Raw genomic sequence first — 24,806 nt, 5'->3', positions numbered from 1 at the left:
GCTCCGTCCCGCATCCTTCCCCCCAGGAGGCCTGGTGTCCGTTCTCCTCGAGCAGCCCGCAAGCCTGGTCGCCTACCGCCCGAACAAGCCGACGGCCATGGTCGTCGTGGCCGACCCGCGCGTCCGCTCCACCGTCACCCGCCACCTGTGGGCCCTCGGAGTACGCGACGTGATCGAGGCTTCGTCCATCGCGGAGGCACGTCCCCGCGTCGGCAACCCACGCGACATCTGCGTTGCCGACGTCCACCTGCCCGACGGCAGCGGCCTGACCCTGCTGTCCGAGACCCGCGCCGCGGGCTGGCCCAACGGCCTCGCCCTCTCGGCCGCCGATGACATCGGCGCCGTGCGCAACGCCCTGGCGGGCGGCGTGAAGGGCTATGTCGTCACCGGTACCCGGACCAACATCGGCCACCCGACCCGGCCCGGAGCCGCACCCATCGGTTCCGCCGCCGCACGTCTCGGCCACCGCCGCCCCCCGGGTGCCCCGAGCCACCCGGGCGGCTACCGCGAGCTCTCCGGCCGTGAGGTCGAGGTGCTCCGGCTCGTCGCGGAGGGCCAGTCGAACAAGGCGATCGGCGTCTCGATGGGTCTCTCCGCCCTCACCGTCAAGAGCCACCTCGCCCGCATCGCCCGCAAGCTGGGCACCGGCGACCGCGCCGGCATGGTCGCGGTGGCCCTGAGGACGGGCATCATCCACTGACATGAGGCCGAGGGAAGGCAAGCGCCTGTCGACGGAACGTTCCGTCGACAGGCGCTTGCCGTTCACCGATACCCTTGACAGGTGACCGACGCCCAAGAGACCGCAGCAGACACAGCACTGCGCACCACCGGGGGCGGCCCCCCGGACGACGATGTCCCTGCGAATGGGCTTCCGATCCCGTTGCTGGAGCCCCGCGAGGGGATCCCGCCCGTCGTCGAGACCGAGGACGCCCTCGCCGAGGTGATCGCCGCCTTCGCCGCCGGAACCGGCCCCGTGGCGGTGGACGCCGAGCGCGCCTCCGGCTACCGCTACGGCCAGCGCGCCTACCTCGTGCAGCTCCGCCGCGAGGGCGCGGGCACCGCGCTCATCGACCCCGTGGGCTGCCCCGACCTCTCGGGGCTCGGCGAGGCGCTCTCCGGGACCGAGTGGATCCTGCACGCAGCGACCCAGGACCTTCCGTGCCTGCGCGACATAGGCATGCTTCCCACCTCGCTCTTCGACACCGAGCTGGCCGGACGGCTCGCGGGCTTCCCGCGCGTCGGCCTCGGCGCGATGGTCGAGTCCGTCCTCGGCTACGCCCTGGAGAAGGGCCACTCCGCCGTCGACTGGTCCACCCGCCCGCTGCCCGAGCCCTGGCTGCGGTACGCGGCCCTGGACGTCGAGCTCCTCGTCGACCTGCGCGACGCGCTGGAGAAGGAGCTCGACCGGCAGGGGAAGCTGGAGTGGGCGCACCAGGAGTTCGACGCGATCGCCTCCGCCCCGCCCGCCCCGCCGCGCAAGGACCCGTGGCGCCGCACCTCCGGCATGCACAAGGTGCGCCGCCGCCGTCAGATGGCGGTCGTACGGGAGCTGTGGACGGCCCGTGACAAGGTCGCCCAGCGGCGGGACGTCTCCCCCGGCAAGGTGCTGAGCGACGCGGCCATCGTCGAGGCGGCGCTCGCGGTGCCGGTGAACGTCGCCGCGCTCACCACGCTGCCCGGCTTCGGCAACCGGATGGGCCGCCGCCAGCTGGAACAGTGGCAGGCCGCGGTGGACCGGGCCAGGGCCCTGCCGGAGAGCGAGCTCCCCCAGCCGGGCGCGCAGGTCGCCGGCCCGCCCCCGCCGCGCGCCTGGGCGGACAAGGACCCGATCGCGGCGGCCCGCCTAGCGGCGGCCCGCACGGCGGTCTCGGCGCTCGCGGAGGAGCTGAACCTCCCCCAGGAGAACCTGATCACCCCGGACACGGTCCGCCGCGTCTGCTGGGAGCCGCCGTCCCCCGCGGACGCGGACGGCGTCGCCGCCGCCCTGGCGGGTCACGGTGCCCGACCCTGGCAGGTCGGGCTCGTGACCCCGCTGCTCGTCGAGGCGCTGGCCGCGGAGGTCTGAGCCGACAGCCCGGAGGCCCGTACGACGGAGCCTCACGAGCGGGTCCTCACGACGGGGTCCTCACTCCTCCAGCAGGGTGAGGGCCCCGTCCGCGTCCCGGTCGTAGCTTCCCTTGGTCGCGCCCTCGACCTTGCTGTTCTTCAGCCAGTCCTCGGACATGGTGTGCACCAGCTCGGCCTGGTGCTCCCAGAGCACCTGGTGGCCCGCGCAGGAGATCCGGAACATCAGCTTCTTCTTCCCGGGGATCCTCCGGTAGAGCTCGGGCGTCGAGAAGTACGTCAGTCCGAGGTCCGGCGAGGTGTTGACGATCGAGTCGTGCTCCCCGTACACGATGCACACGGGCACCTTGTCGCCGAGGACCTTGTGCAGCTCCACGGTGGTGGAGTTCCAGCCCCACCAGAAGGAGTTCCGGATCCGGTTCAGCCCCTCCGGGGAGCCGGGCACCCTGCCGCCCCAGGTGGCGCCGATGGGGTCGACCGCCATCATCGCCTTCCACACCTCGTCGAGCATGGCGGGCTCGCGCTGGCCGGGACACTTCAGGTCCCTCTGCCAGGAGTTTTCGAGGCCGCCCTTGGTGCCCACCGTCATCGGAAAGTCGAAGGCGCCCTCGGGAAGGGACACCGGCATGGGCTGCGGGGCGTCGAAATCGGTCCCGTCCTTGCTCTTCCGGCCGTTCGGCGGGAAGATCGGCGCCACCAGGAAGAGGCTGCGCACCTTGCCGTGGTGCTTGATGGCATAGGGCCCGAGCTGCTGGGACCCCGCGGAATAGCCGAAGAGGTCCAGCTTCGTGACGCCGGCGCGGTCGAGGACGAAGTCGACGACGGCGTCGACCTCGTCCCAGTCGCTCTGCGAGTTGTTCAGCTGGCTCCCGTACTCCACCGGGCCGGTGTAGATCGCGGCGTTCGGGTTCGGGACGAGGAGTCCGCGCTGGGACGGGGCCGGGCTGACGTTGCGGTGGTCGTCCATCCTCGGCCGGGTGGACAGGCCGGAGCCCTGCAGCTCCATCACGTACACGTCGTGGCCGGCCTTCGCCAGCTTCGCGGCCCAGCTGTACTCCTTGTACGGCAGGTCGAAGACCGCCACGCCCGCGACACTGCGGCCGTGCAGCATCAGGATGGTCCGGCGCGGGCCGCCGCCGTGGGAGGTGGCCTTGTGCTCCCGGACGAAGAGCTTGACCTTGTCGCCGGCGTTCGCCGGAATCGTCGAGATGTGATCCACGTAGAGATCGGTGACGGTGGACGCCGCCTGGGTGACCGTGGCCGCCATGGGTGCTCCGTTTCGCTCGGATCCGGCCCGGGGCGGGCGCCCCGGGCGCGGCCAGGTTCCGCCCGGGCGGTGCCCTGACAGGGCCGACGTGACCGGGGTGGCCGGGCAGCCGACCCGATCGGGTCACCGCGAGCGCGCGATCGGACGGGCGTACGCGGGGGGCGCGCGGGGGTCTCGGCGGCGGGCTCGGGATGTGACCTTCGCCGCTTGGGCCCCAGGGACTGGGCAGCCTGGTTACCCACAAGTAGCATGGGGGAAGCAAGCGCACGCTTAGGCGTGCGCGCCGCAGCAGCAGTGCCACCCCGCACCCTGGAGGAGAGCCATCGTGCCTCGTAGCGTCAGGGACGTCGTCTTCGTCGACGGCGTCCGCACCCCGTTCGGCAAGGCGGGCCCGAAGGGCATCTACCACGAGACCCGCGCCGACGACCTCGTCGTCAAGGCCATCCGGGAGCTGCTGCGCCGCAACCCCGGCCTCGACCCCGCGAAGATCGACGAGGTCGCCATCGCCGCGACCACGCAGATCGGCGACCAGGGCCTGACCCTCGGCCGCACGGCGGGCATCCTCGCCGGGCTGCCGCAGTCCGTGCCGGGCTACTCGATCGACCGTATGTGCGCCGGCGCGCTGACCGCCGTCACCTCGGTCGCCGGTTCGATCGCCTTCGGCGCGTACGACGCCGTCATCGCCGGTGGTGTCGAGCACATGGGCCGTCACCCCATGGGCGAGGGCGTCGACCCGAACCCGCGGTTCGTGAGCGAGAAGCTGGTCGACGAGTCCGCCCTCTTCATGGGCATGACCGCCGAGAACCTGCACGACCGCTACCCGAGCATCACCAAGCAGCGCGCCGACGAGTACGCCGTGCGCTCGCAGGAGAAGGCCGCCAAGGCGTACGCCGACGGCAAGATCCAGCAGGACCTGGTGCCGATCTCGGTCCGCCGCACCGACGCCTCCACCGGTGAGACCGGCTGGGGCCTGGTCACCGCCGACGAACCGATGCGCCCGGGCACCACCCTGGAGTCGCTGGCCAACCTGAAGACGCCGTTCCGCGTCCACGGCAACGTCACCGCGGGCAACGCGGCCGGTCTCAACGACGGCGCCACCGCCTCGATCATCGCCTCCGAGGACTTCGCCCGCGAGAACGACCTCCCGGTGAAGATGCGCCTCGTCTCGTACGCCTTCGCCGGCGTCGAGCCCGAGGTCATGGGCTACGGCCCGATCCCGGCGACCGAGAAGGCCCTCGCCAAGGCCGGTCTGTCGATCGAGGACATCGACCTCTTCGAGATCAACGAGGCCTTCGCGGTCCAGGTCCTCGCGTTCCTGGAGCACTACGGCATCGCCGACGACGACGCCCGCGTCAACCAGTACGGCGGCGCCATCGCGTACGGCCACCCGCTCGCCTCCTCCGGCGTCCGTCTGATGACGCAGCTGGCCCGCCAGTTCGAGGAGAACCCGCAGGTCCGCTACGGCCTCAACACCATGTGCGTCGGCTTCGGCATGGGCGCGACGGTCATCTGGGAAAACCCCCACTGGGAGGGCAAGTGAGCACCACCGCCGAGCTTCTGAAGGGCGCCGCCGCGCTCTTCCCCGACGAGGTCGTCACGAGCGCCCACGTACGGCACTTCGAACTGCCCGCCGGTGCGGGTCGGTTCGCGCTGATCACGCTGGACAACGGCTTCGACCACACCAAGCCGACCACCTTCGGCCCGCAGTCGCTCGCCAACCTGAACACGGCGATCGACCAGGTCGAGGCGGAGGCCGCGAACGGTGAGATCACCGGCGTCGGCATCACCGGCAAGCCGTTCATCTTCGCCGTCGGCGCCGACCTCAAGGGCGTCGAGCTGCTGAAGAAGCACGACGAGGCCCTCGCCATCGGCAAGGGCGGCCACGACGTCTTCAAGCGTCTGTCCGCGCTCGCCGTGCCGACCTTCGCGTACTACAACGGCGCGGCCATGGGCGGCGGCGTCGAGGTCGGTCTGCACTGCACCTACCGCACCGTGTCGAAGGCCCTGCCGGCCTTCTCGCTGCCCGAGGTCTTCCTCGGCCTGGTGCCCGGCTGGGGCGGCTGCGCGATCCTGCCGAACCTGATCGGCGCCGAGAAGGCCGTCTCGGTCATCATCGAGAACTCGCTGAACCAGAACCGTCAGCTCAAGGGCAAGCAGGTCTTCGAGCTCGGCATCGCCGACGCGCTGTTCGAGGGCGCGGACTTCCTGGAGCAGTCGCTGATCTGGACGGCCTCCGTCCTGAACGGCTCCGTCACCGTCGAGCGCCCCGAGATCGACCGCGGCGAGGGCTGGGACCAGGCCGTCGCCAAGGGCCGCGCCATCGCCGACTCCAAGGTGCACGGCGCCGCCCCGGCCGCCTACCGCGCCCTCGACATCATCGAGGCCGCCAAGGACGGGGACCTGCAGAAGGGCTTCGACGCCGAGGACCAGGCCCTCGCGGACCTGATCATGGGCGGCGAGCTGCGCTCCGGCATCTACGCCTTCAACCTGGTGCAGAAGCGCGGCAAGCGCCCCGCCGGTGCCCCGGACAAGTCGCTGGCCCGCCCGGTCACCAAGGTCGGTGTCGTCGGCGCCGGTCTGATGGCCTCCCAGCTGGCCCTGCTCTTCCTGCGCCGCCTCGAGGTGCCGGTCGTCCTGACCGACATCGACCAGGAGCGCGTCGACAAGGGTGTGGGCTACGTCCACGCCGAGATCGAGAAGCTGCTCGGCAAGGGCCGCATCAACCAGGACAAGGCCAACCGTCTCAAGGGCCTGGTCTCCGGTGTCCTGGACAAGGCCGAGGGCTTCGCGGACGCGGACTTCATCATCGAGGCCGTGTTCGAGGAGATGTCCGTCAAGCAGAAGGTGTTCGCGGAGGTCGAGGCGGTCGCCCCGGCGCACGCGATCCTCGCCACCAACACCTCCTCGCTGTCGGTCTCCGAGATGGCGTCGAAGCTCCAGCACCCGGAGCGCGTGGTCGGCTTCCACTTCTTCAACCCGGTCGCGATCCTCCCGCTCCTGGAGATCGTCCGCGGCGAGCAGACGGACGAGGCCTCCCTGGCCACCGCGTTCGGTGTCGCCAAGAAGCTGAAGAAGACCGCGGTCCTGACGAAGGACGCCCCGGCGTTCGTCGTGAACCGCATCCTCACCCGCTTCATGGGCGAGATCCAGAACGTCATCGACGAGGGCACGTCGGTCGAGACCGCCGAGAAGGCGATCGAGCCGCTCGGCCTGCCGATGTCCCCGCTGGTCCTCCTGGAGCTCGTCGGCCCGGCGATCGGTCTGCACGTCTCCGAGACCCTGAACCGCGCCTTCCCGGAGCGCTTCATCGTCTCCCCCAACCTGAAGGCCGTCGTCGAGGCCGGCAAGCGCGGCTTCTACGTCTACAAGCCCGAGAACGGCTTCAAGCCGGAGCTCGACCCCGAGGTCGCCGCGCTTCTCGTCCAGGGCGACTCCGTCCTGACCGAGCAGCAGGTCCGCGACCGCGTCCTCGACGCGGTGGCGCAGGAGATCGGCCTGATGCTGGAGGAGGGTGTCGTCGCCGAGGCGCAGGACATCGACCTCTGCCTGATCACGGGCGCGGGCTGGCCCTTCCACCTGGGCGGCATCACGCCGTACCTGGACCGTGAGGGCGTCTCCGAGCGCGTCAACGGCAAGCGTTTCCTGGCGCAGGGCGTGGCGAGCGTCCCGGCGTAACACCGGAGCGCGCCCCGCAGGGCGTACGTGAACGGCCCCGGCACCTGAAGAAGGTGCCGGGGCCGTTTCGCGTATGCGCTGCCGGGGGCTCAGCCCACGGGGCGCCAGCTCTCCAGGAGGAGGCCGTCCGCCGCCGCCTTCTGACGTGTGGTGATCAGCGTCCCCGCGCCGGCCAGGGCCATGGCGACCAGGCGGCCGTCGAGCCCCCGCGTGAGGACCGTGGTCAGCTGCCCGCGCCGCTCCCCGGTCTCCGACCAGCGGGCGCCCGACTCCTCCTGCTCGCTCGGGTAGGCGGCGAGGGCGAGGCGGCCGTCCGCCGACTGCTGGGCGAGGACCGTGCAGTCGAAGCCGTCGATCAGACAGCGGGTCGCGGCGAGCCGTCCCGTACCGACCGCGTCGGCGAGGCGCGTCGGAGCCAGGCCGCGGCCCGGGGACCAGGCGCGGACCCCGCCGTCCTTGTCGCAGTAGTAGAGCGTCACGTGCCCCGACGGGCCCGTCACCGCGGCGAGCGTGCCGAGGGTGACCTCCGCGGGCACGACGTCCTGGCGCACGGGCTTGGCCCCCGGCTCCTCCTGGACGTAGCGCAGCAGGCCCTTCGCGGTGGCCGTGAGGAGCTCGACGCGCCCCTGGCCGTTGACCGCCGCGACCGGGGACGGGTCGGTGCCCGAGCCGTGCAGGTCCCACCACGGGTGCCAGCCGCCGGCGTCCTTCTGCGCCCGGACGCTCAGCCCGCCGCCGCCGTTCCGCACGAAGGCGTACGCGCGGCCCTGGGCGTCCACCGCGACGGCCGGGTTGCCGGTCCACGGCCCCTTGCCGTTGGAGTGCCCGATGGAGCGCCACGCCACGGCCGGACGGCCCGTCTGGAACTGGACGCTGTGCACCAGCTCGACGTGTCCCTCGTCCCCGGCCGCGGGCCGCAGGCCGACGAGGTGGACGTAGCGGTCGGCGCCCTGGCCGACCGCGAGGAAGGGGTTCAGACCGTCGCCGCCGAGCGAGACCGGACCGCTCCAGCCGCCGTCCGGTTCCTCGGTCCAGCGCATCACCTCACCGTCCCGGGGCAGGTAGACGCTGAACCGTCCCTCCTCCCCTCTGGTCAGCCAGCCGCCCTGGAGGAGAGGGGCGGAAGTGGAACCGTGGGCAGAGGCTGTGGGGGCCTGGGATCGATTCGCCATGGGGGGATCCAGCGCTCCGGTCGTCGGGAGGAGTTCGGGTACGAACCGACTGTAGTCGCCCGCCCGAACCCCTCCGTCGGCCCGGTACCCCGCCCGCTCAGTACGTCGCCTCCCGGCCCTCCCGGCCCAACCGGCTGTGTCCGCGCCCATACAGGAAGTACACGACGATGCCGATCACCATCCACACGGCGAAGCGGAACCAGGTCTCGCCCGGCAGGTTGAGCATCAGCCAGAACGAGGCCGCGATCGAGAGGCAGGGCAGCACCGGCACCCAGGGGGTGCGGAAGGCGCGATGCAGGTCGGGGCGGGTCTTGCGGAGCACCATGACGCCGACGGCCACCATGACGAAGGCGAAGAGCGTGCCGATGTTCACCAGGGTCGCGAGTTCGTTGATGCTGGTGAAGCCGGCGACGATCGCGATGATGACGCCGAGCAGGATCGTCGGGCGGTACGGGGTCTTGAACCGCGGGTGGGTGACGGAGAAGAAGCGCGGCAGCAGGCCGTCGCGGCTCATCGCGAAGAACACGCGGGTCTGGCCGAGGAGCAGGATCAGACAGACCGTGGTGAGGCCGACGGCGGCGCCGAAGCTGATCACGCCCGCGTAGAACGGGTGCCCGGCGGCCTTGAAGGCGTCGGCGAGCGGGGCGCTCACGGACAGCTCCGTGTAGTGCTGCATGCCGGTGACGACGAGGGCCACCGCCACGTAGAGCACGGTGCAGATGAAGAGGGAGCCGAGGATGCCCCGGGGCATGTCCCGCTGCGGCAGCTTGGTCTCCTCGGCCGCGGTGGCGACCACGTCGAAGCCGATGAAGGCGAAGAAGACGACCGAGGCGGCGGTGAAGATGCCCATCACGCCGAAGTTGGTCGGCTCGTAGCCGAAGAGGAGCTGGACGAGCGGGGAGTCCCAGTTGGAACCGCCGCCCTCCGGGGTGACCGCCGGCGGGATGAACGGGTCGTAGTTGTCGCCGACGATGAAGAACAGGCCGGCGATGATCACGATCATCACCACGGTCACCTTGATGGCCACGACGACCGCGGTGATCCGGGCGGAGAGCTTCATGCCCAGGACGAGGACGACGGTCAGCACGAGGACCAGCAGGAAGGCCAGGATGTCGAAGGTACCGCCCACCACGTCCGGGCCTTGCAGCGCATTCGGTAGATGCCAGTCGATGTTGTCCATCAGCGAACGGACGTAGCCGGACCAGCCGACGGCCACCACCGCCGTACCGAGGGCGAATTCCAGGACGAGGTCCCAGCCGATGATCCACGCGGGCAGCTCGCCGATCGAGGCGTACGCGAAGGTGTACGCCGATCCCGCCACCGGCACCGTCGAGGCGAACTCGGCGTAGCACAGGGCTGCGAGGGCGCAGACGATGCCGGCCGCGACGAAGGCGAGGGCCGTGGCCGGTCCCGCGTTCTCCTTGGCGACCTTGCCCGTGAGGACGAAGATGCCGGTGCCGATGATGACACCGACACCGAAGACGGTCAGGTCCCAGGCGGACAGGGACTTTTTGAGGGCGTGCTCGGGCTCCTCGGTGTCGCGGATCGACTGCTCGACCGACTTGGTCCGGAACACTCCGGAGTTCGCGCGTGGCTGCTGGTCCGTACTCACGGTCGTACCTCCATGCCATGGGGCTGCCCGCCCTGTGGTCAGAATGCACGCGAAAGGGCCGGTCGGCACTCCGAAGAGTGATCCGACCGGCCCAATGGTGACGCCGGGTGATGGTGGTCCGTCAGTCGCGCGCGGGCTCCACGGCCTGCGTGCTCGACTCGAACCGGCCGTCCAGACGCGAGACCAGACCGGTGACCTGACGGGCGATGTCCGGGGCGGTCAGCCCGATCTCGGCCATGACCTCGGCGCGCGAGGCGTGGTCGAGGAAGCGCGGCGGGATGCCGAAGTCGCGCAGCGGCACGTCCACGCCGGCGTCGCGCAGCGCCTGGGCGACGGCCGAGCCGACGCCGCCGACACGGCTGTTGTCCTCGACGGTGACGACGACCCGGTGCTGCTCGGCGAGCGGGGCGAGGGCCTCGTCGACGGGCTTGACCCAACGGGGGTCGACGACGGTGGTCGAGATGCCCTGACGGTCGAGCAGATCGGCGATCTCCAGGCACATGGGCGCCAGGGCGCCCACCGAGACCAGGAGGACGTCCGGCCTGTCGGATCCGGGCTCGCGGAGCACGTCCATGCCGCCGACGCGGCGCAGGGCCGGTACGGCGGGGCCGACGGCGCCCTTGGAGAAGCGGACCACGGTCGGGGCGTCGGTGACCTCGACGGCCTCGCGGAGCTGGGCGCGGACCTGGTCGGCGTCGCGCGGCGCGGCGAGCCGCAGACCGGGCACGACCTGAAGGATCGACATGTCCCACATGCCGTTGTGGGAGGCGCCGTCGGTGCCGGTGACGCCGGCCCGGTCGAGGACGAAGGTGACGCCGCACTTGTGCAGGGCCACGTCCATCAGGACCTGGTCGAAGGCGCGGTTGAGGAAGGTCGCGTAGACGGCGAAGACCGGGTGGAGGCCGCCGGTGGCGAGGCCGGCCGCGGAGACCGCGGCATGCTGCTCGGCGATGCCGACGTCGAAGACGCGCTCGGGGAACGCCTTGGCGAACCTGTCGAGGCCGACGGGCTGGAGCATGGCCGCCGTGATGGCGACGATGTCCTCGCGCTCCTTGCCGAGCGCGACCATCTCCTCGGCGAAGACGCCGGTCCAGTCGGCGCCGGAGGACGCGATGGGCAGGCCGGTGTCGGGGTGGATCTTGCCGACGGCGTGGAAGCGGTCGGCCTCGTCCTGGAGGGCCGGCTGGTAGCCGCGGCCCTTCTCGGTGAGGCAGTGGACGATGACCGGGCCGCCGAAGCGCTTGGCGCGGGTCAGCGCGGACTCCAGGGCCTCGATGTCGTGGCCGTCGATGGGGCCGACGTACTTGAGGCCGAGGTCCTCGAACATGCCCTGCGGGGCGATGAAGTCCTTGAGGCCCTTCTTGGCGCCGTGCAGGGTCTCGTAGAGCGGCTTCCCGACGACGGGGGTCCGCTCCAGGATGTCCTTGCCGCGTGCGAGGAAGCGCTCGTAGCCGTCGGTGGTGCGCAGGGTCGCCAGGTGGTTGGCGAGGCCGCCGATCGTGGGCGCGTAGGAGCGCTCGTTGTCGTTGACGACGATGACGAGCGGGCGGTCCTTGGCGGCGGCGATGTTGTTCAGCGCCTCCCAGGCCATGCCGCCCGTGAGGGCTCCGTCGCCGATGACGGCAACGACATGGTCGTCCTTCCTCAGGACCTCGTTGGCCTTGGCGAGGCCGTCGGCCCAGCCGAGGACCGTCGAGGCGTGCGAGTTCTCGATCACGTCGTGCTCGGACTCCGCCTGCGAGGGGTAGCCGGAGAGGCCGCCCTTCATCTTGAGCTTGGAGAAGTCCTGGCGGCCCGTGAGCAGCTTGTGGACGTAGCTCTGGTGTCCGGTGTCCCAGAGGACCTTGTCCTTCGGGGAGTCGAACACCCGGTGCAGGGCGATGGTCAGCTCGACCACACCGAGGTTGGGGCCGAGGTGCCCGCCGGTCTTGGAGACGGCGTCCACGAGGAACGTCCTGATCTCGTCGGCCAGCTGGTCCAGCTGTTCCGGGGAGAGCCGGTCCAGATCTCGCGGTCCCCTGATACGGGTCAGCAGAGCCACCCGTGCCTCCTTGCGTTTGAGCTGGTCGAGCTTGCCGATTTGTCGAGTCTAATGTTCCGTCTTGGATCGTGGGCATCGGGCCGGGGGGTGAGGCGTCACCCTCATGGCCGACATGCCGCTGATCTGTACGGCTCTGTACGCCCGCGCACACCGCTCTCGTACGCCCTCGTGCACTGCTCCGGACGCAGCAGTGCCCGGCGCCGGTTTCGCGGCGCCGGGCGGTGTGGCGAGCGTTACGCGCGCGGGATCCGAGGTCCCTAGGCGCGGCCCGCCGACTTCTGCGTCTTGCGGGAGACCGAGTCGATGATCACGGCGATGAGCAGGACCGCTCCGGTGATCATGTACTGGATCGCGTTCGAGGACAGGTTCATCTGGTTCAGGCCCTGGACGATCGACTGGATGACCAGGATGCCCAGGAGCGCCGACCAGACCTTGCCGCGTCCGCCGAAGAGGGACGTGCCGCCGATGACCGCGGCGGCGATGCACATCATGAGCTGGTTGCCGCTGCCGAGGGAGCGGTCGGCGCCGCCGGTCGCGGAGGCGAGGAAGAGGCCGCCGATCGCGCCCATGGTGCCGGAGATCATGAAGACCGAGATCCGGATCCACGAGACGTTGATGCCCGCGCGGCGGGCTGCCTCGATGCCGCCGCCGACCGCGAAGACCTGACGGCCGTACGTGGTGCGGCGCAGGACGAAGTCGGTGACGAGCAGGATCAGCAGGAAGATCACCAGGGAGAGCGGGAGGCCCTGCTCCTGGTTGAAGCCGTACGCGGCGACGAGGACCAGGACCGCCAGGACGGTGGTGCGCAGGATGATCTCGCTCTGCGGGCGGTGCGGCAGCTCGGCGGCCTTGCGGCGGCGGGAGTCGCGCAGCTGGGCGAGGTAGAAGGCGGCGACGACGACCACGGCGAGGCCGTAGGCGGCGGCGACGTCGGAGAAGTAGTACTTCGTGAGGTCGCCGACGAAGCTGCCGATCGGGGTGGGGATGGTGGACCGGTCGCCCATCACCCAGGTCTGCAGTCCGGCCCAGCCGAGGAATCCGGCGAGGGTGACGACGAACGCGGGCACGCCGATCTTGGCGAAGACCAGACCGTGGAAGGCGCCGATCAGGGTGCCGGAGAGGATGCCGAGGACGATCGCGAGGCCGTCGGGCATGTCGGTGCCGAGGACGCCCCAGACCGCGCCGGCCAGACCCGCCACCGAGCCGACGGCGAGGTCGATCTCGCCGAGCAGCAGGACGAAGACGATGCCGACGGCCATGATGCCGGGACCGACCGCGTACAGCGTGATCTGGTCGAGGTTGTACGAGGTGATGAAGTTGCCGGTGAGCGCCTGGAAGACGATGCCGATGACGATCAGACCGACGACGACGGGCAGCGAGCCGATCTCGCCGGAGCGGATCTTGCGCTTGAACTCGTCGACGTAGCCCTTGAGGCCCTGCTGGCGGACGAGGAGGCGGGGGTCGACGGCGGGGATCGCCGCCGCGGCCGGGGCGTCCTGGCCCGTACGGGGCTCGGGGACGGCCGTCTCGCCGCTCGCGGTGGGAGGGGTCGTGCTCACTTCGCTACCTCCGCGTTGCGGGCCTGACGGCGGGTCACGGCGTTGTCCGTGGCTCCCGTGATCGCGGCGATGATCTCTTCGTGCGTGGTGGTGGCGACCGGGAAGGTGCCGTTGTTGCGGCCCAGGCGCAGCACGGCGACGGTGTCGGCCACGGCCTTGACGTCGGCCATGTTGTGGCTGATGAGGATGACGCCGAGGCCCTGCTCGCGCAGCCGCTCGACCAGGTCGAGGACCTGCGCGGTCTGCTCGACGCCGAGGGCGGCGGTCGGCTCGTCCAGGATCACGATCTTGGGGTTGCCGACGAGGGCGCGCGCGATGGCGACGACCTGCCGCTGGCCGCCGGAGAGGGCGGCGACGGGGATGCGGACGCTGGGGATGCGGATGGAGAGGGTCGAGAGGAGGTCCTTCGCCCGCTTCTCCATGGCGACCTCGTCGAGGACGCCGCCCTTCTTGATCTCCCGGCCGAGGAACAGGTTGGCGACGACGTCGAGGTTGTCGCAGAGGGCGAGGTCCTGGTAGACGGTCGCGACACCGAGGTTCTGGGAGTCGTGCGGGCGGTTGATCTCGACCGGCTCGCCCTCCCACTCGATGACGCCCTCGTCGATGGGGTGCACGCCGGCGATCGTCTTGACGAGCGTGGACTTGCCCGCTCCGTTGTCGCCGACGAGCGCGACGACCTCTCCTGCGTGGACTTCGAGATCGACACCGGAGAGGACCTGAACCGCTCCGAACCGCTTGAAGATCCCGCGCAACGCCAACACGGGCGTCTGGGACACGTGAACCAACTCCTTCGCCACCGGTGCGGCGGCGGGCAAGGCGCGCCGCCCTGGCGGCGCCGAGATCTGAGGGGGGCTTGCACGTCCGGCTCCCGGACCGACAGCGGGGTCTGGGTCGGCCGGGAACCGGACGGGTGGGTGGGGACGGAGCCCGTTCGTGGTGCGTCTCCGCCGCGCGATCCTTCACCTCTTGCACATGGCGGCCGGCCGGGAGGCCGGTCGCACGGGCGGCGAGGCGGGGACGGGGCGGTCGTACGCGGACCACGGGGCACGGGGGTCCGTCGCCGGGGATTCGGGCCCTCGCGGGCCCGGCCGGGCTCGGGAGGAGCCCGGAGGGGTTACTTGATGCCCAGCTCGGTGCACTTGGCGGCGAGGTCCGCGGTGCAGACGTCCGCGGCCTTGTAGATGCCGTCCGCGATCACCGTGGTCTGGATGTTGGTCTTGTCGACCACGACCGGCGGGAAGAGCGTGGAGGGCACGCCGTCGGTCGCGCCCTGCGCGCCGAGCTCCTTGCCCTTGAGCAGGTTCACGGCGAACTTGGCGGCCTCGGGGGCCAGCTGGAGCGGGGACTTGTAGATCGTGAAGGTCTGCGAGCCGGCGACGATGCGCTGGATGCCCGCGACCTCGGCGTCCTGGCCGCCCACCGGGACGTTCTTCACGCCGGCGTTCTCGAGGGAGGTGATGATGCCGCCGGCCATGCCGTCGTTGGCCGAGTAGACGGCGCCGATCTTGTCCTTGCCGACCGAGGAGATCGCGGCGGACATCTTCTCGCCGGCGACCTTCGGGTCCCACTCGCCGGACGCCTCGTAGGCGATCTTGCCGACCTTGCCGTCGAGCGCGGTGTGGGCGCCCTTCTTGAACAGGGCCGCGTTCGGGTCCTTCTCGTCGCCGTTGATCATCACGACGTTGGCGGTGGCCGCCTTGGAGCCGAGGGCGGCGAGGAGCGCCTGGCCCTGGAGCTCGCCGACCTTGTTGTTGTCGTGGCTGACGTAGGCGTCGGCACCCGGGACGGCGCGGTCGTACGCGACGACCTTCACGCCCTTCGCCTTCGCGTCCTTGACCCAGCCCGCGGCCTTGGCCGAGTCCACCGGGTCGAGGGCGATGACCTTGACGCCGTCGGCGATCAGCTGGTCGAACTGCTGCTTCTGCTTGACGACGTCGGAGACGGCGTTGTTGTACACGATCTCGCAGTCGGAGCAGGCGGCCTTGACGGCCTTCTCGAACTGCGGCTTGTCCAGGGCCTCGTAGCGCGAGGTCTTGTTCTCGGGAAGGAGCAGACCGATCTTGGTCGAGCTGCCCTTGTCTTCACTGTCTCCGCCACCGGCCTGGCCACAGGCGGCGAGCGAGAGGGCCATCGAGACCGCGGCCGTGGCTATGACGGCGCGACGCGTCACTGCGTTCATTGGGGTTGCCTCCCTGACGAGGCCGCGACGTTGCGGCCGAGGATGCCCGAAGTCAACTCGGCCGCAACACCGTCGTCAAGAAGTAAATTCTTAACGAGATGACAACGGTGGCTTTCGTTATCTAAGTGAAGGCAGGCGTGGAGACCGCGGCGGCCGACGGCAGGGGGCTCTCCAACAGGGTCGAATCGCCCATCTCGCTCAGGACGAGGGCGAGGGCGCCGAGCACCTCCGCGCGTCCGCCGAGCGCCCCCTGGGCCAGCGAGAGCTGCCGGGCGGCACTGGGGATCGCGTACCGCGAGACGGAGTCCCTGATGGGCGCGAGGACCAGCTCACCGGCCTCCGCGAGGTCGCCGCCGAGGACGACCCGGCTGGGGTTGAGGAGGTTGCAGAGGTTGGCGATACCGCTGCCGATGTGCCGGCCGACGTCGGCGATGACCCGGCGGCAGCCTGGGTCGCCCGCCCGGGCCAGCTGGACGACCCGCTCCATGGTGAGATCCGGGCCGTGACTGGGCTGGAGGAGCGGCAGGACGTAGCGGGCGGCCGTGAAGGTCTCCAGGCAGCCGCGGTTGCCGCAGCGGCAGACCGGTCCCGACTCGTCGAGGGTGATGTGCCCGATCTCGCCGGCGGTGCCGCCGGGCCCGCGGTAGACCCGCCCGTCGATGACGAGACCGGCGCCGACGCCGCTGGCCACCTTGATGTACGCGAGGTCCTTGACGCCCCGCCCGCTCCCCCAGACCAGCTCGCCGAGCGCGCCGAGGTTGGCGTCGTTGTCGACGTGCACGGGGACGCCGAGGCGGCCCGAGAGCTCCTCGGCGGGGTTGATGCCGCTCCAGCCCGGGAGGATCGACGTCGAGCCGAGCAGGCCGGAGGAGACGTCGATGGGGCCGGGTACGCCGAGACCGACGCCGATGACCTTGTCCCGGCCGATCCCGGTGGCCGCGATCAGCCGGGTGACCAGCTGTTCCGCCCGGTCGAAGCCCTCGGCGGCGGAGGCGTCCACGTCGAGCGGCTCGGCCTCCTCGGCCAGCACCTGGTGGGCGAGGTTGCCGACGGCGACCCGCAGATGGGTGTGGCCGAAATCGACGCCGATGACGATGCCCGCGTCCCCGGAGAGCGAGACGCTGCGGGCCCTGCGGCCCCCCGCGGAGGTCGGGGTGACCTCGACCGTCCCGCCGTCCTTCAGCTCCCGCACGATGTTGGAGACCGTGGCGGCGGACAGGCCCGTCGCCCGGGCGATCTCCGCCTGGGTGAGCGAGCCGGCCATGCGCACCGCCCGGACGACCCGTTCGAGATTGGCCCTGTGCAGAGACGTCTGCGACCCAGGAGTCTCCATCGACTCACTCACTCCCACCGTTTTCTCCAACATGTGAACTCTAAGGGGACGCTTTCGGCTTGCTCCCCGTCAAGACCTTGAGCAGTGGGCGTCGGGTGTCACGGCACACGAAAGGCCCCCGGCGCGGCGGCGCCGGGGGCCCTTCGGAGGCGGGAGAGCGGGGTTCTCGGACCCCTCTCGGGGGAGGTGCGGCTACTTCACGGCGCCGGCGGTGAGACCGGCCACCACCTGCCGCTGGAAGATGATGTACGCGGCCAGGACCGGCAGCATCGCCATGACGAGGCCGGCGAAGAGACCGGACCAGTCTCCCTTGTAGCCCTGGCTGACGGCCAGCTGGACGAGGCCCTGGGAGAGCACCTTCTTCTCCGGCTCGGTGTTGAGCACGGTCGGCAGCAGGTACTGGTTCCACTGGCCGAGGAAGTTGAAGATGCCGACGCTGATCAGGCCCGGCTTCGCCATCGGCAGCATCACCTGGAAGAAGGTCCTGGTGTGCGAGGCGCCGTCGACGAAGGCCGCTTCCGCCACCGAGGTCGGCAGGGTGCGGAAGAAGGCGGTGAGGAAGAAGACGGTGAACGGCAGCGAGTACGCGATGTACACGAGGATCAGGCCGTGCAGCGTGTTGAGCAGCGCCATGTTCTGCATCACGTAGAACAGCGGCACGAGCGCCAGGATGATCGGGAAGCTCATCCCTCCGATGAAGAGGAAGTAGATGAACCGGTTGCCCGGGAAGTCGAAGCGGGCCAGGACGTAGGCCGCCATCGAGCCGAACAGCAGGGTGCCGACGAGAGAGCCACCGACCACCAGGAGCGTGTTCAGGAAGTAGTCGCTCATGTGCGCCTCGGTCCAGGCGCGTGACCAGTTCTCGAAGTGCAGCTTGTCGGGCAGCGACCACGGCGAGGTGAAGATCGCCCTGTCGGTCTTGAAGGAGGTCATGACCGCCCAGAGCAGCGGCATGACGACCATGATCGCCCAGATGATCAGGACGCCGTGCGAGAAGACGTTGAGGGTCGCGCCCTCCTTCTTGGACTGCTTGGGGGGCGCGGGCTCCGCCGTCTTGGTGAGCACGGGCCCGGAGCCGCCCGGGGAGCCGGGGCTCTCGACGCCGGTGGTGGCAGTGTCGGTCGTCTTCATCAGAACTCCAGCCGCTCGCGCCGGCCCACCTTCATCACGACGGCCGCGAAGGCCAGCGTGACGAGGAGGAGCGCGACACCGATGGTCGTGGCGTAGGCGGCCTGACCGTCCCGGAACGCCTTCTGGTACACGTACAGCGGAAGGACGATGGTCGAGTAGTCGGGCCCGCCGCCGTTGGGGCCGACGGTCATGATCTGGACGACGGCGAAGGACTCCGCGCCGAGCGCGAGGATGCCCATGTAGATCCAGCCCGACTGCACGGTGTCCCAGAGCAGCGGCAGGGTGATCTTGAAGAACGTGGTGAAACGGTTCGCGCCGTCGAGCAGTGCCGCCTCGTAGAAGTCCCTCGGAATGGATGCCATGCCGGCCGAGAAGAGGACGACGAAGAATCCGACGGTGGACCAGACGAGAACCACCATCACGCAGATGAGGGCGAGATCCGGATCGCCGAGCCAGTCGGGCTGGACGCTGCCGAGACCGACCCCCTTCAGAACGGAATTGATCGCTCCGCTGTTCGGGTTGTAGGCGAACTGGAAGAGGAGCGCCACGATCGCGATCGACAGCACCTGCGGGAAGAAATAGACAATCTTGTAGAAAGACGATCCGCGCACACCCGCGATGGCCGCGCCCTTACGGCGCCGACCGCCGACATTGAGCATGAAGGCGAAGAACAGCGCGAGTCCGACGGTCACCAGCGGCAGCACCACCGCGAAGGTCAGGCTGTGCTGGACCGACTTCCAGAAGACCTCGTCGTCCAGCATTCTGCTGTAGTTGTCGAATCCGACCATCCCGAATTCGGGACTCAGTCCGGTCCAGTCCGTGAACGAGTAGTAGATGGACTGGATGAACGGCCAGATGACGAAGAGCGCGTAGAGCGCGAGGGGGGCCGCCAGGAACCCCACGATGAAACGGTACTTGCCGTGTTGCATTCCTACCGACCCCGATCTTCCCGCGGAGGCGCGCCGCTGCTGTGACGCGCGAAGGGCCCGGGGCCCGCTCCCGGTCGGCGGGAAGGGGCCCCGGCGCTGCTCACTGGTGCTTGTAGTGCTTGATCGACGAGTCCTGGGCCGCCTCGTCGGCGTACTTCTGGATCTTCTTGATCGTCTCGGCCGGGGTGGCACGGCCCGCCATCAGCTCACCGATGCCGGCGACACCGATCTTCTCCTTCTGGAGGGCGACGTACCAGTCCTGGAGACGCGGGTTGACGACGTTCTGGCCGGCCTTCTCCAGGGCCGCGACGCCGGACTTGAGGCCCGGGGAGAGCTCGATGCCGTCGGTGCCGCCGTTGAGGGCGGTCAGGGACTTCACGGACTGGGTGAAGTTCTTGGAGGAGGCCTCGCTGAGCATGATGCGCAGCTGCTCCATGCCGCCCGCGGGGTTCGCCGCCTTCGCCGGGACGATGAAGGGCTCGCCGCCCGCGGCCCAGATGGTGCCGAAGGGCATCTTGTCCGAGGCGTCGAGGCCGGTCGGGCCGGAGACGGCGAGACCGAAGTCGGCCGGCATGGTCTTCGCGGCCTCGTTCTCGACCCAGGAGCCGTTCGGGATGAACAGCGCCTTGCCCTCGGTCCAGGCCGTCTGCGACTGGATGTGGTCGAGGCCGGGGGTGCCCTTGAGGATGTAGCCCTTCCTGACGAGCTCGTAGTACGCCTCGAAACACGCCTTGACCGCGGAGTGCTCCCAGGCCTTCGGCTCCAGGTTGTCGATGGCGTCCAGGACCTCGCGGCCGCCGACCTTGGCGATCATCGGGTAGAGCGAGAAGGGGACGTAGTACGGGTGCTTGCCCGCGTACGTCCAGGCCGCGATGCCCTTCTTCTTCGCCTTCTCGCAGACGGCGATCATCTCGTCCCAGGTCTGCGGGTACTTCGCGTCGAGCGAGTCGAGGAGCTTCTGCGAGTACCAGACGCCGTAGACCGTGTAGGCGTAGTTCAGGATCCAGCAGGGCTGGCCGTCGAACTGGCCCATCTCGACGATGCCGGGCCGCAGGGTGTCACGGACCGTCTTCTTCGGGTCGTCGATGGACGGCGCATCCAGGAGCGGGGTCAGGTCCGCGAGCTGCTTCTGGCCGACGAGGACACCCATGTCCATCTGCTCGGCGCCCGAGTTGTCGATGAGGTCCGGCGGGTTGCCGCCGTTGAAGCGCGGCTGCAGCGTGGTGGTGATCTTCTGGGTGGGGGTGAACTTGACCTTCGCCTTGGGATAATTGGTCTCGTAGATCTTGACCGCGTCCTTGGCGTACTGCTGGCCGAATCCGCCGTCGAAGAGGACGAAGTCGAGCGGCGCCCCCTCGTTCACCGCGAGCGGGTTCTTTTCGGTCTTCGTGCCCTTCTCGACCTTTCCGTTGCCGTCGCCGCTGCTGCTCGCGCAGGCGGAGAGGAAGCCCATCGTGGGCACCGAGATCAGGCCGATCGCCGCGGAACGCTTGATCAGGTCGCGACGGCCGGGGCCCTCATTGGTGTGTGCGGGGGTGGATCCCATGCTCAAGTCCTCGCCTTCTATTCAGGACTCAGGCGGTGTACCGGTCGCCCGTACTCACTCGCCACAGGCGAAGGGCCCCGCCACCGCGGTTATTTGCAGCCGGGTCGTGCACGCGTCGGGCCGTCGCCGGAGCGTTCCGAGGAGTGCTCCGACTGGCTGGACGCCGACAGGTATAGTCCACTTCCCTTCACCTGAGCAAGATCGAAAGCAGGTTTCAGCAACCATCTTTCCCGAGTTGAGACCTCCGCGATAAGCGCGCCGAATCTGCGGCGTTTCGTCCAACCGTTGGCCCTGTAACACCCTTGACAGCACATCAGACCTCCACATATTGGAGACCTCGCCGCGCCATTGGTGGGACCGAACCGTGCCGACCGGGGTGACGTGGGGGCAAAGGGGGACATACGGCCGTGACCGAAACAGTTGTGTCACAGACCCCCCACCAAGTGAAGATTCCATAAGGAGGATCCGGGATCATAGAGCTCTCGCCGACGCCCGTCCTCGCGACGGAGGCGCGGCGAACCTGCCTGTTCCCTACGCATTTGGAGTACTACGTGGCCAAGTCTTCTGGCCTGAATCGCACGGGCGTCCTGTCCCGTGTCACGGTCGCGGCGATAACGGCGGCCCTGGTGGGCACCACGACGGCCGCGGTCGCGGCCGACGCGCCGAAGCCCAGCATCGCCGCCGCCCCCGAGCAGACCTCCGGCGCGAGCGCCTTCGCCGCCGACGCTGCCGCCGCCGCCGCTCCGGTGAACTACCTGAACGGCGTGAACAGCGCGGGCATCATCTGGCGTTACGAGCCGGTCGGTGGCGGCGCCATCCAGCGTCTCAACACCCAGTCCGGCTCCGGCTGGAACTACGACAAGCACTTCTCGCAGGCCGACATGAACGGCAACGGCGCCGCCGACGGTATGTACACCGTCAACAGCGGCGACCTGACCTACACCGCGTTCGGCGGCTCGCCCCGCTTCATCGGCGGCGGCTGGGGCATCTACAACGAGGTCTTCTCCGCCGCCAACACCGGCGGCGGCACGGCCGACGACCTGCTCGCCCGCGACAGCGCCGGTGTGCTGTGGCACTACCTGGGCAACGGCAACGGCTCGGTGACCCAGCGCTACCGCATCGGTTCCGGCTGGAACGCGTACACCCAGATCGCCGGCAAGGGCGATGTCTCGGGCGACGGGCGTCCCGACGTCGTCGCGCGTGACCGCAGCGGCGTCCTGTGGCTCTACAAGGGCACCGGCAACTACCGGACGCCCTTCGCCCAGCGCACCCGTATCGGCAGTGGCTGGAACTCGTACAACGCCATCGTCTCCTCGGGCGACCTGAACTTCGACGGCAAGGCCGACCTCGTCGCCCGCGACGGTGCCGGCGCGCTGTGGCTGTACAAGGGCCGGGGCAGCGCCTCGACCCCGTACACCGGCCGCGTGAAGATCGGCACGTCCGGCTGGAACGGCTTCCGCGAGCTGTTCTAGTCGTCCCCGGGCGCCTCTGAGCGCCTCGGCATCAGGACAAGCGAAAGGGCCCCGCTCCTCTTCCGAGGAGCGGGGCCCTTTCCCGTTACCGAACCGGACGTCAGCCGCGGATCAGGTTACGGAGCACGTACTGCATGATGCCGCCGTTGCGGTAGTAGTCCGCCTCGCCGGGGGTGTCGATGCGGACGACCGCGTCGAACTCGACACCGGTGTCGGTGGTGACCTTGACCGTGCTCGGCGTGGTGCCCTCGTTCAGCTCCGTGACGCCCGCGATGGAGAAGGTCTCCTCGCCGGTCAGGCCGAGCGAGTCGGCCGACTGGCCGGCCGGGAACTGGAGCGGCAGGACGCCCATGCCGATGAGGTTCGAGCGGTGGATGCGCTCGTACGACTCGGTGATGACGGCCTTGACGCCGAGGAGCGCGGTGCCCTTGGCGGCCCAGTCGCGGGACGAGCCGGAGCCGTACTCCTTGCCGCCCAGGATGACCAGCGGGGTGCCGGCGGCCTGGTAGTTCTGCGAGGCGTCGTAGATGAACGACACCGGCGCGTCGGCCTGCGTGAAGTCGCGGGTGAAGCCGCCCTCGGTGCCCGGCGCGATCTGGTTGCGCAGGCGGATGTTGGCGAAGGTACCGCGGATCATGACCTCGTGGTTGCCTCGGCGCGAGCCGTAGGAGTTGAAGTCACGACGCTCCACACCGTGCTCGGTGAGGTACTTGCCGGCCGGGGTGTCGGCCTTGATGGCGCCGGCCGGGGAGATGTGGTCGGTGGTGACCGAGTCGCCCAGCTTCGCCAGGACGCGCGCGCCGACGATGTCGGTGACCGGGGTGGTCTCCATCGTCATGCCCTCGAAGTACGGGGGCTTGCGGACGTAGGTGGACTCGGTGTCCCACTCGAAGGTGTTGCCGGTCGGGATCGACAGCGCCTGCCACTGGGCGTCGCCCGCGAAGACGTCCTGGTAGGACTTGTTGAACATGTCCTCGCCGATGGCGTTGGCGACGACGTCGTTGACCTCGGCCTCCGACGGCCAGATGTCGGCCAGGTAGACGGGCTTGCCGTCCTGGTCGACGCCGAGGGCGTCCTTGGTGATGTCCACCTTCATGGAGCCCGCGATGGCGTACGCGACGACCAGCGGCGGGGAGGCCAGGTAGTTCATCTTGACGTCGGGGTTGATACGACCCTCGAAGTTACGGTTGCCCGAGAGCACCGAGGTCACGGCGAGGTCGTGCTCGTTGACGGCCTTGGAGACCTCCTCCGGCAGCGGGCCGGAGTTGCCGATGCAGGTGGTGCAGCCGTAGCCGACGAGGTTGAAGCCGACCTTGTCGAGGTACGGGGTCAGGCCCGCCTTGTCGAAGTAGTCGGTGACGACCTTCGAGCCCGGGGCGAGGGTGGTCTTGACCCAAGGCTTGCGGGTCAGGCCCTTCTCGGTGGCCTTCTTCGCGACGAGCGCGGCGGCGACCATCACGTACGGGTTCGACGTGTTGGTGCAGGAGGTGATCGCGGCGACGGTGACGGCGCCGTGGTCGATCTCGTAGGTCGAGCCGTCGGGGGCCGTGACGGTGACCGGCTTCGACGGCGCGCCGTTGGGGTGGTTCGCCGGAGCGTCGGAGGCCGGGAAGGACTCCTTGCCCGCCTCGTCGACCTCGTCCACGTAGTTGCGGACGTCCTGGGCGAACTGCGCGGCGGCGTTCGCGAGGATGATGCGGTCCTGCGGGCGCTTCGGGCCGGCGATGGAGGGGACGACCGTGGAGAGGTCGAGCTCCAGCTTCTCGGAGAAGTCGGGCTCGGCGGCCGGGTCGAGCCAGAGACCCTGCTCCTTGGCGTACGCCTCGACGAGCGCGACCTGCTGCGCGGAGCGGCCGGTGAGCTTGAGGTAGCTCAGGGTCTCGCCGTCGATCGGGAAGACCGCGGCGGTGGAGCCGAACTCCGGCGACATGTTGCCGATGGTGGCGCGGTTCGCGAGGGAGGTGGCGGCGACGCCCTCACCGTAGAACTCGACGAACTTGCCGACGACGCCGTGCTTGCGCAGCATCTCGGTGATCGTGAGGACCAGGTCGGTGGCGGTGGTGCCGGCCGGGAGCTCGCCGGTCAGCTTGAAGCCGACGACGCGCGGGATGAGCATGGAGACCGGCTGGCCGAGCATCGCGGCCTCGGCCTCGATGCCGCCGACGCCCCAGCCCAGCACGCCCAGGCCGTTGACCATGGTGGTGTGCGAGTCGGTGCCGACGAGGGTGTCGGGGTACGCCTGGCCGTTGCGGACCATGACCGTACGCGCCAGGTGCTCGATGTTCACCTGGTGGACGATGCCGGTGCCCGGCGGGACGACCTTGAAGTCGTCGAAGGCGGTCTGGCCCCAGCGCAGGAACTGGTAGCGCTCCTTGTTGCGGCCGTACTCCAGCTCGACGTTCTGCGCGAACGCGTCCTTCGTGCCGAACTTGTCGGCGATGACGGAGTGGTCGATGACCATCTCGGCCGGGGAGAGCGGGTTGATCTTCGCCGGGTCGCCACCGAGCGCCGCGACGGCCTCACGCATGGTGGCGAGGTCGACGACACACGGCACACCGGTGAAGTCCTGCATGATCACGCGGGCCGGCGTGAACTGGATCTCCTGGCTCGGCTGAGCCTGCGAGTCCCAGTTGCCGAGCGCCCGGATGTGGTCGGCGGTGATGTTCGCGCCGTCCTCGGTGCGGAGCAGGTTCTCCAGGAGGACCTTCAGGCTGTAAGGGAGGCGCGCGGAGCCCTCGACCTTGTCCAGCTTGAAGATCTCGTACGACTCGTCGCCCACGCGCAGCGTGCTGCGGGCGTCGAAGCTGTTCGCCGACACGACAGTCT

The 24,806-nt window shown here is 69.6% G+C and carries 17 protein-coding genes; 5 read left to right on the top strand and 12 right to left on the bottom strand.

Annotation, left to right across the window (positions count from 1 at the left end):
* The first annotated feature begins 34 nt into the window (after window positions 1–34).
* On the top strand, window positions 35–700 hold the full coding sequence (locus tag SGA01_RS09190; protein ID WP_017242457.1) for a response regulator transcription factor: 666 nt from the start codon (window positions 35–37) through the stop codon (window positions 698–700).
* An 81-nt stretch (window positions 701–781) separates the two neighbouring features.
* Window positions 782–2,065 (top strand): HRDC domain-containing protein, encoded by a 1,284-nt coding sequence (locus tag SGA01_RS09185; protein WP_141295096.1) that lies wholly within the window; start codon window positions 782–784, stop codon window positions 2,063–2,065.
* 60 nt (window positions 2,066–2,125) lie between these two features.
* Here the strand turns inward: SGA01_RS09185 and SGA01_RS09180 are convergent, their stop codons facing one another.
* Window positions 2,126–3,331: an alpha/beta fold hydrolase gene (locus SGA01_RS09180; RefSeq protein WP_141295094.1), complete on the bottom strand. Its 1,206-nt coding sequence runs from the start codon at window positions 3,329–3,331 to the stop codon at window positions 2,126–2,128.
* A gap of 325 nt (window positions 3,332–3,656) precedes the next feature.
* On the opposite strand from SGA01_RS09180, the gene SGA01_RS09175 reads away from it, so the two are divergent.
* Window positions 3,657–4,871 carry a thiolase family protein gene (locus SGA01_RS09175; RefSeq protein ID WP_141295092.1) on the top strand — a complete coding sequence of 405 codons (1,215 nt, stop codon included), beginning with the start codon at window positions 3,657–3,659 and terminating at the stop codon, window positions 4,869–4,871.
* A complete protein-coding gene (locus SGA01_RS09170; RefSeq protein WP_141295090.1) occupies window positions 4,868–7,006 on the top strand; it encodes a 3-hydroxyacyl-CoA dehydrogenase NAD-binding domain-containing protein in 2,139 nt (712 codons plus the stop codon). Before SGA01_RS09175 ends, SGA01_RS09170 begins: the two co-directional genes overlap by 4 nt.
* Window positions 7,007–7,095: 89 nt before the next feature.
* On the opposite strand, the gene SGA01_RS09165 is transcribed toward SGA01_RS09170, so the two are convergent.
* From SGA01_RS09165 to ngcE, 10 genes are all read right to left on the bottom strand, one after another.
* The gene (locus SGA01_RS09165; RefSeq protein WP_141295088.1) at window positions 7,096–8,178 is read right to left on the bottom strand and encodes a PLL family lectin; all 1,083 of its coding nucleotides are present in this window, start codon (window positions 8,176–8,178) and stop codon (window positions 7,096–7,098) included.
* Between the two features lie 97 nt (window positions 8,179–8,275).
* Window positions 8,276–9,790: an amino acid permease gene (locus tag SGA01_RS09160; RefSeq protein WP_141295086.1), complete on the bottom strand. Its 1,515-nt coding sequence runs from the start codon at window positions 9,788–9,790 to the stop codon at window positions 8,276–8,278.
* A 121-nt stretch (window positions 9,791–9,911) separates the two neighbouring features.
* Window positions 9,912–11,831 (bottom strand): 1-deoxy-D-xylulose-5-phosphate synthase, encoded by a 1,920-nt coding sequence (dxs, locus tag SGA01_RS09155; RefSeq protein WP_055645968.1) that lies wholly within the window; start codon window positions 11,829–11,831, stop codon window positions 9,912–9,914.
* A gap of 257 nt (window positions 11,832–12,088) precedes the next feature.
* Window positions 12,089–13,390, bottom strand: coding sequence for a sugar ABC transporter permease (locus tag SGA01_RS09150; RefSeq protein ID WP_141295085.1), 1,302 nt, complete (start codon window positions 13,388–13,390; stop codon window positions 12,089–12,091).
* Window positions 13,387–14,175: an ATP-binding cassette domain-containing protein gene (locus SGA01_RS09145; RefSeq protein WP_078626871.1), complete on the bottom strand. Its 789-nt coding sequence runs from the start codon at window positions 14,173–14,175 to the stop codon at window positions 13,387–13,389. The genes SGA01_RS09150 and SGA01_RS09145 overlap by 4 nt, the downstream gene beginning before the upstream one ends.
* 329 nt (window positions 14,176–14,504) lie before the next feature.
* Complete coding sequence (locus SGA01_RS09140; protein WP_141295083.1) at window positions 14,505–15,569, bottom strand: sugar ABC transporter substrate-binding protein; 1,065 nt, start codon at window positions 15,567–15,569, stop codon at window positions 14,505–14,507.
* 121 nt (window positions 15,570–15,690) lie between these two features.
* Window positions 15,691–16,902 (bottom strand): ROK family transcriptional regulator, encoded by a 1,212-nt coding sequence (locus tag SGA01_RS09135; RefSeq protein ID WP_141295081.1) that lies wholly within the window; start codon window positions 16,900–16,902, stop codon window positions 15,691–15,693.
* Window positions 16,903–17,094: 192 nt separating this feature from the next.
* Window positions 17,095–18,033 carry a carbohydrate ABC transporter permease gene (locus SGA01_RS09130; RefSeq protein ID WP_141295079.1) on the bottom strand — a complete coding sequence of 313 codons (939 nt, stop codon included), beginning with the start codon at window positions 18,031–18,033 and terminating at the stop codon, window positions 17,095–17,097.
* The gene (locus SGA01_RS09125) at window positions 18,033–18,962 is read right to left on the bottom strand and encodes a carbohydrate ABC transporter permease (RefSeq protein WP_141295077.1); all 930 of its coding nucleotides are present in this window, start codon (window positions 18,960–18,962) and stop codon (window positions 18,033–18,035) included. Before SGA01_RS09125 ends, SGA01_RS09130 begins: the two co-directional genes overlap by 1 nt.
* 100 nt (window positions 18,963–19,062) lie before the next feature.
* Window positions 19,063–20,508 carry an N-acetylglucosamine/diacetylchitobiose ABC transporter substrate-binding protein gene (ngcE, locus tag SGA01_RS09120; RefSeq protein ID WP_141295075.1) on the bottom strand — a complete coding sequence of 482 codons (1,446 nt, stop codon included), beginning with the start codon at window positions 20,506–20,508 and terminating at the stop codon, window positions 19,063–19,065.
* Between the two features lie 551 nt (window positions 20,509–21,059).
* On the opposite strand from ngcE, the gene SGA01_RS09115 reads away from it, so the two are divergent.
* A complete protein-coding gene (locus SGA01_RS09115; RefSeq protein ID WP_141295074.1) occupies window positions 21,060–21,980 on the top strand; it encodes an FG-GAP repeat domain-containing protein in 921 nt (306 codons plus the stop codon).
* Between the two features lie 100 nt (window positions 21,981–22,080).
* Here the strand turns inward: SGA01_RS09115 and acnA are convergent, their stop codons facing one another.
* The gene (acnA, locus tag SGA01_RS09110) at window positions 22,081–24,798 is read right to left on the bottom strand and encodes an aconitate hydratase AcnA (RefSeq protein ID WP_141295072.1); all 2,718 of its coding nucleotides are present in this window, start codon (window positions 24,796–24,798) and stop codon (window positions 22,081–22,083) included.
* Between the last annotated feature and the right edge of the window lie 8 nt (window positions 24,799–24,806).

It is taken from the genome of Streptomyces gardneri (assembly GCF_006539185.1).
GTDB lineage: Bacteria > Actinomycetota > Actinomycetes > Streptomycetales > Streptomycetaceae > Streptomyces > Streptomyces gardneri.
This window is presented reverse-complemented; position numbering and strand designations above follow the sequence as displayed.

Coding starts and splice junctions, on each gene's coding strand:
- SGA01_RS09180 (WP_141295094.1), bottom strand. CDS start 3,331: ATGGCGGCCACGGTCACCCAGGCGGCGTCCACCGTCACCGATCTCTAC.
- SGA01_RS09165 (WP_141295088.1), bottom strand. CDS start 8,178: ATGGCGAATCGATCCCAGGCCCCCACAGCCTCTGCCCACGGTTCCACT.
- SGA01_RS09140 (WP_141295083.1), bottom strand. CDS start 15,569: ATGAACGCAGTGACGCGTCGCGCCGTCATAGCCACGGCCGCGGTCTCG.
- SGA01_RS09135 (WP_141295081.1), bottom strand. CDS start 16,902: ATGGAGACTCCTGGGTCGCAGACGTCTCTGCACAGGGCCAATCTCGAA.
- SGA01_RS09130 (WP_141295079.1), bottom strand. CDS start 18,033: ATGAAGACGACCGACACTGCCACCACCGGCGTCGAGAGCCCCGGCTCC.
- SGA01_RS09125 (WP_141295077.1), bottom strand. CDS start 18,962: ATGCAACACGGCAAGTACCGTTTCATCGTGGGGTTCCTGGCGGCCCCC.
- ngcE (WP_141295075.1), bottom strand. CDS start 20,508: ATGGGATCCACCCCCGCACACACCAATGAGGGCCCCGGCCGTCGCGAC.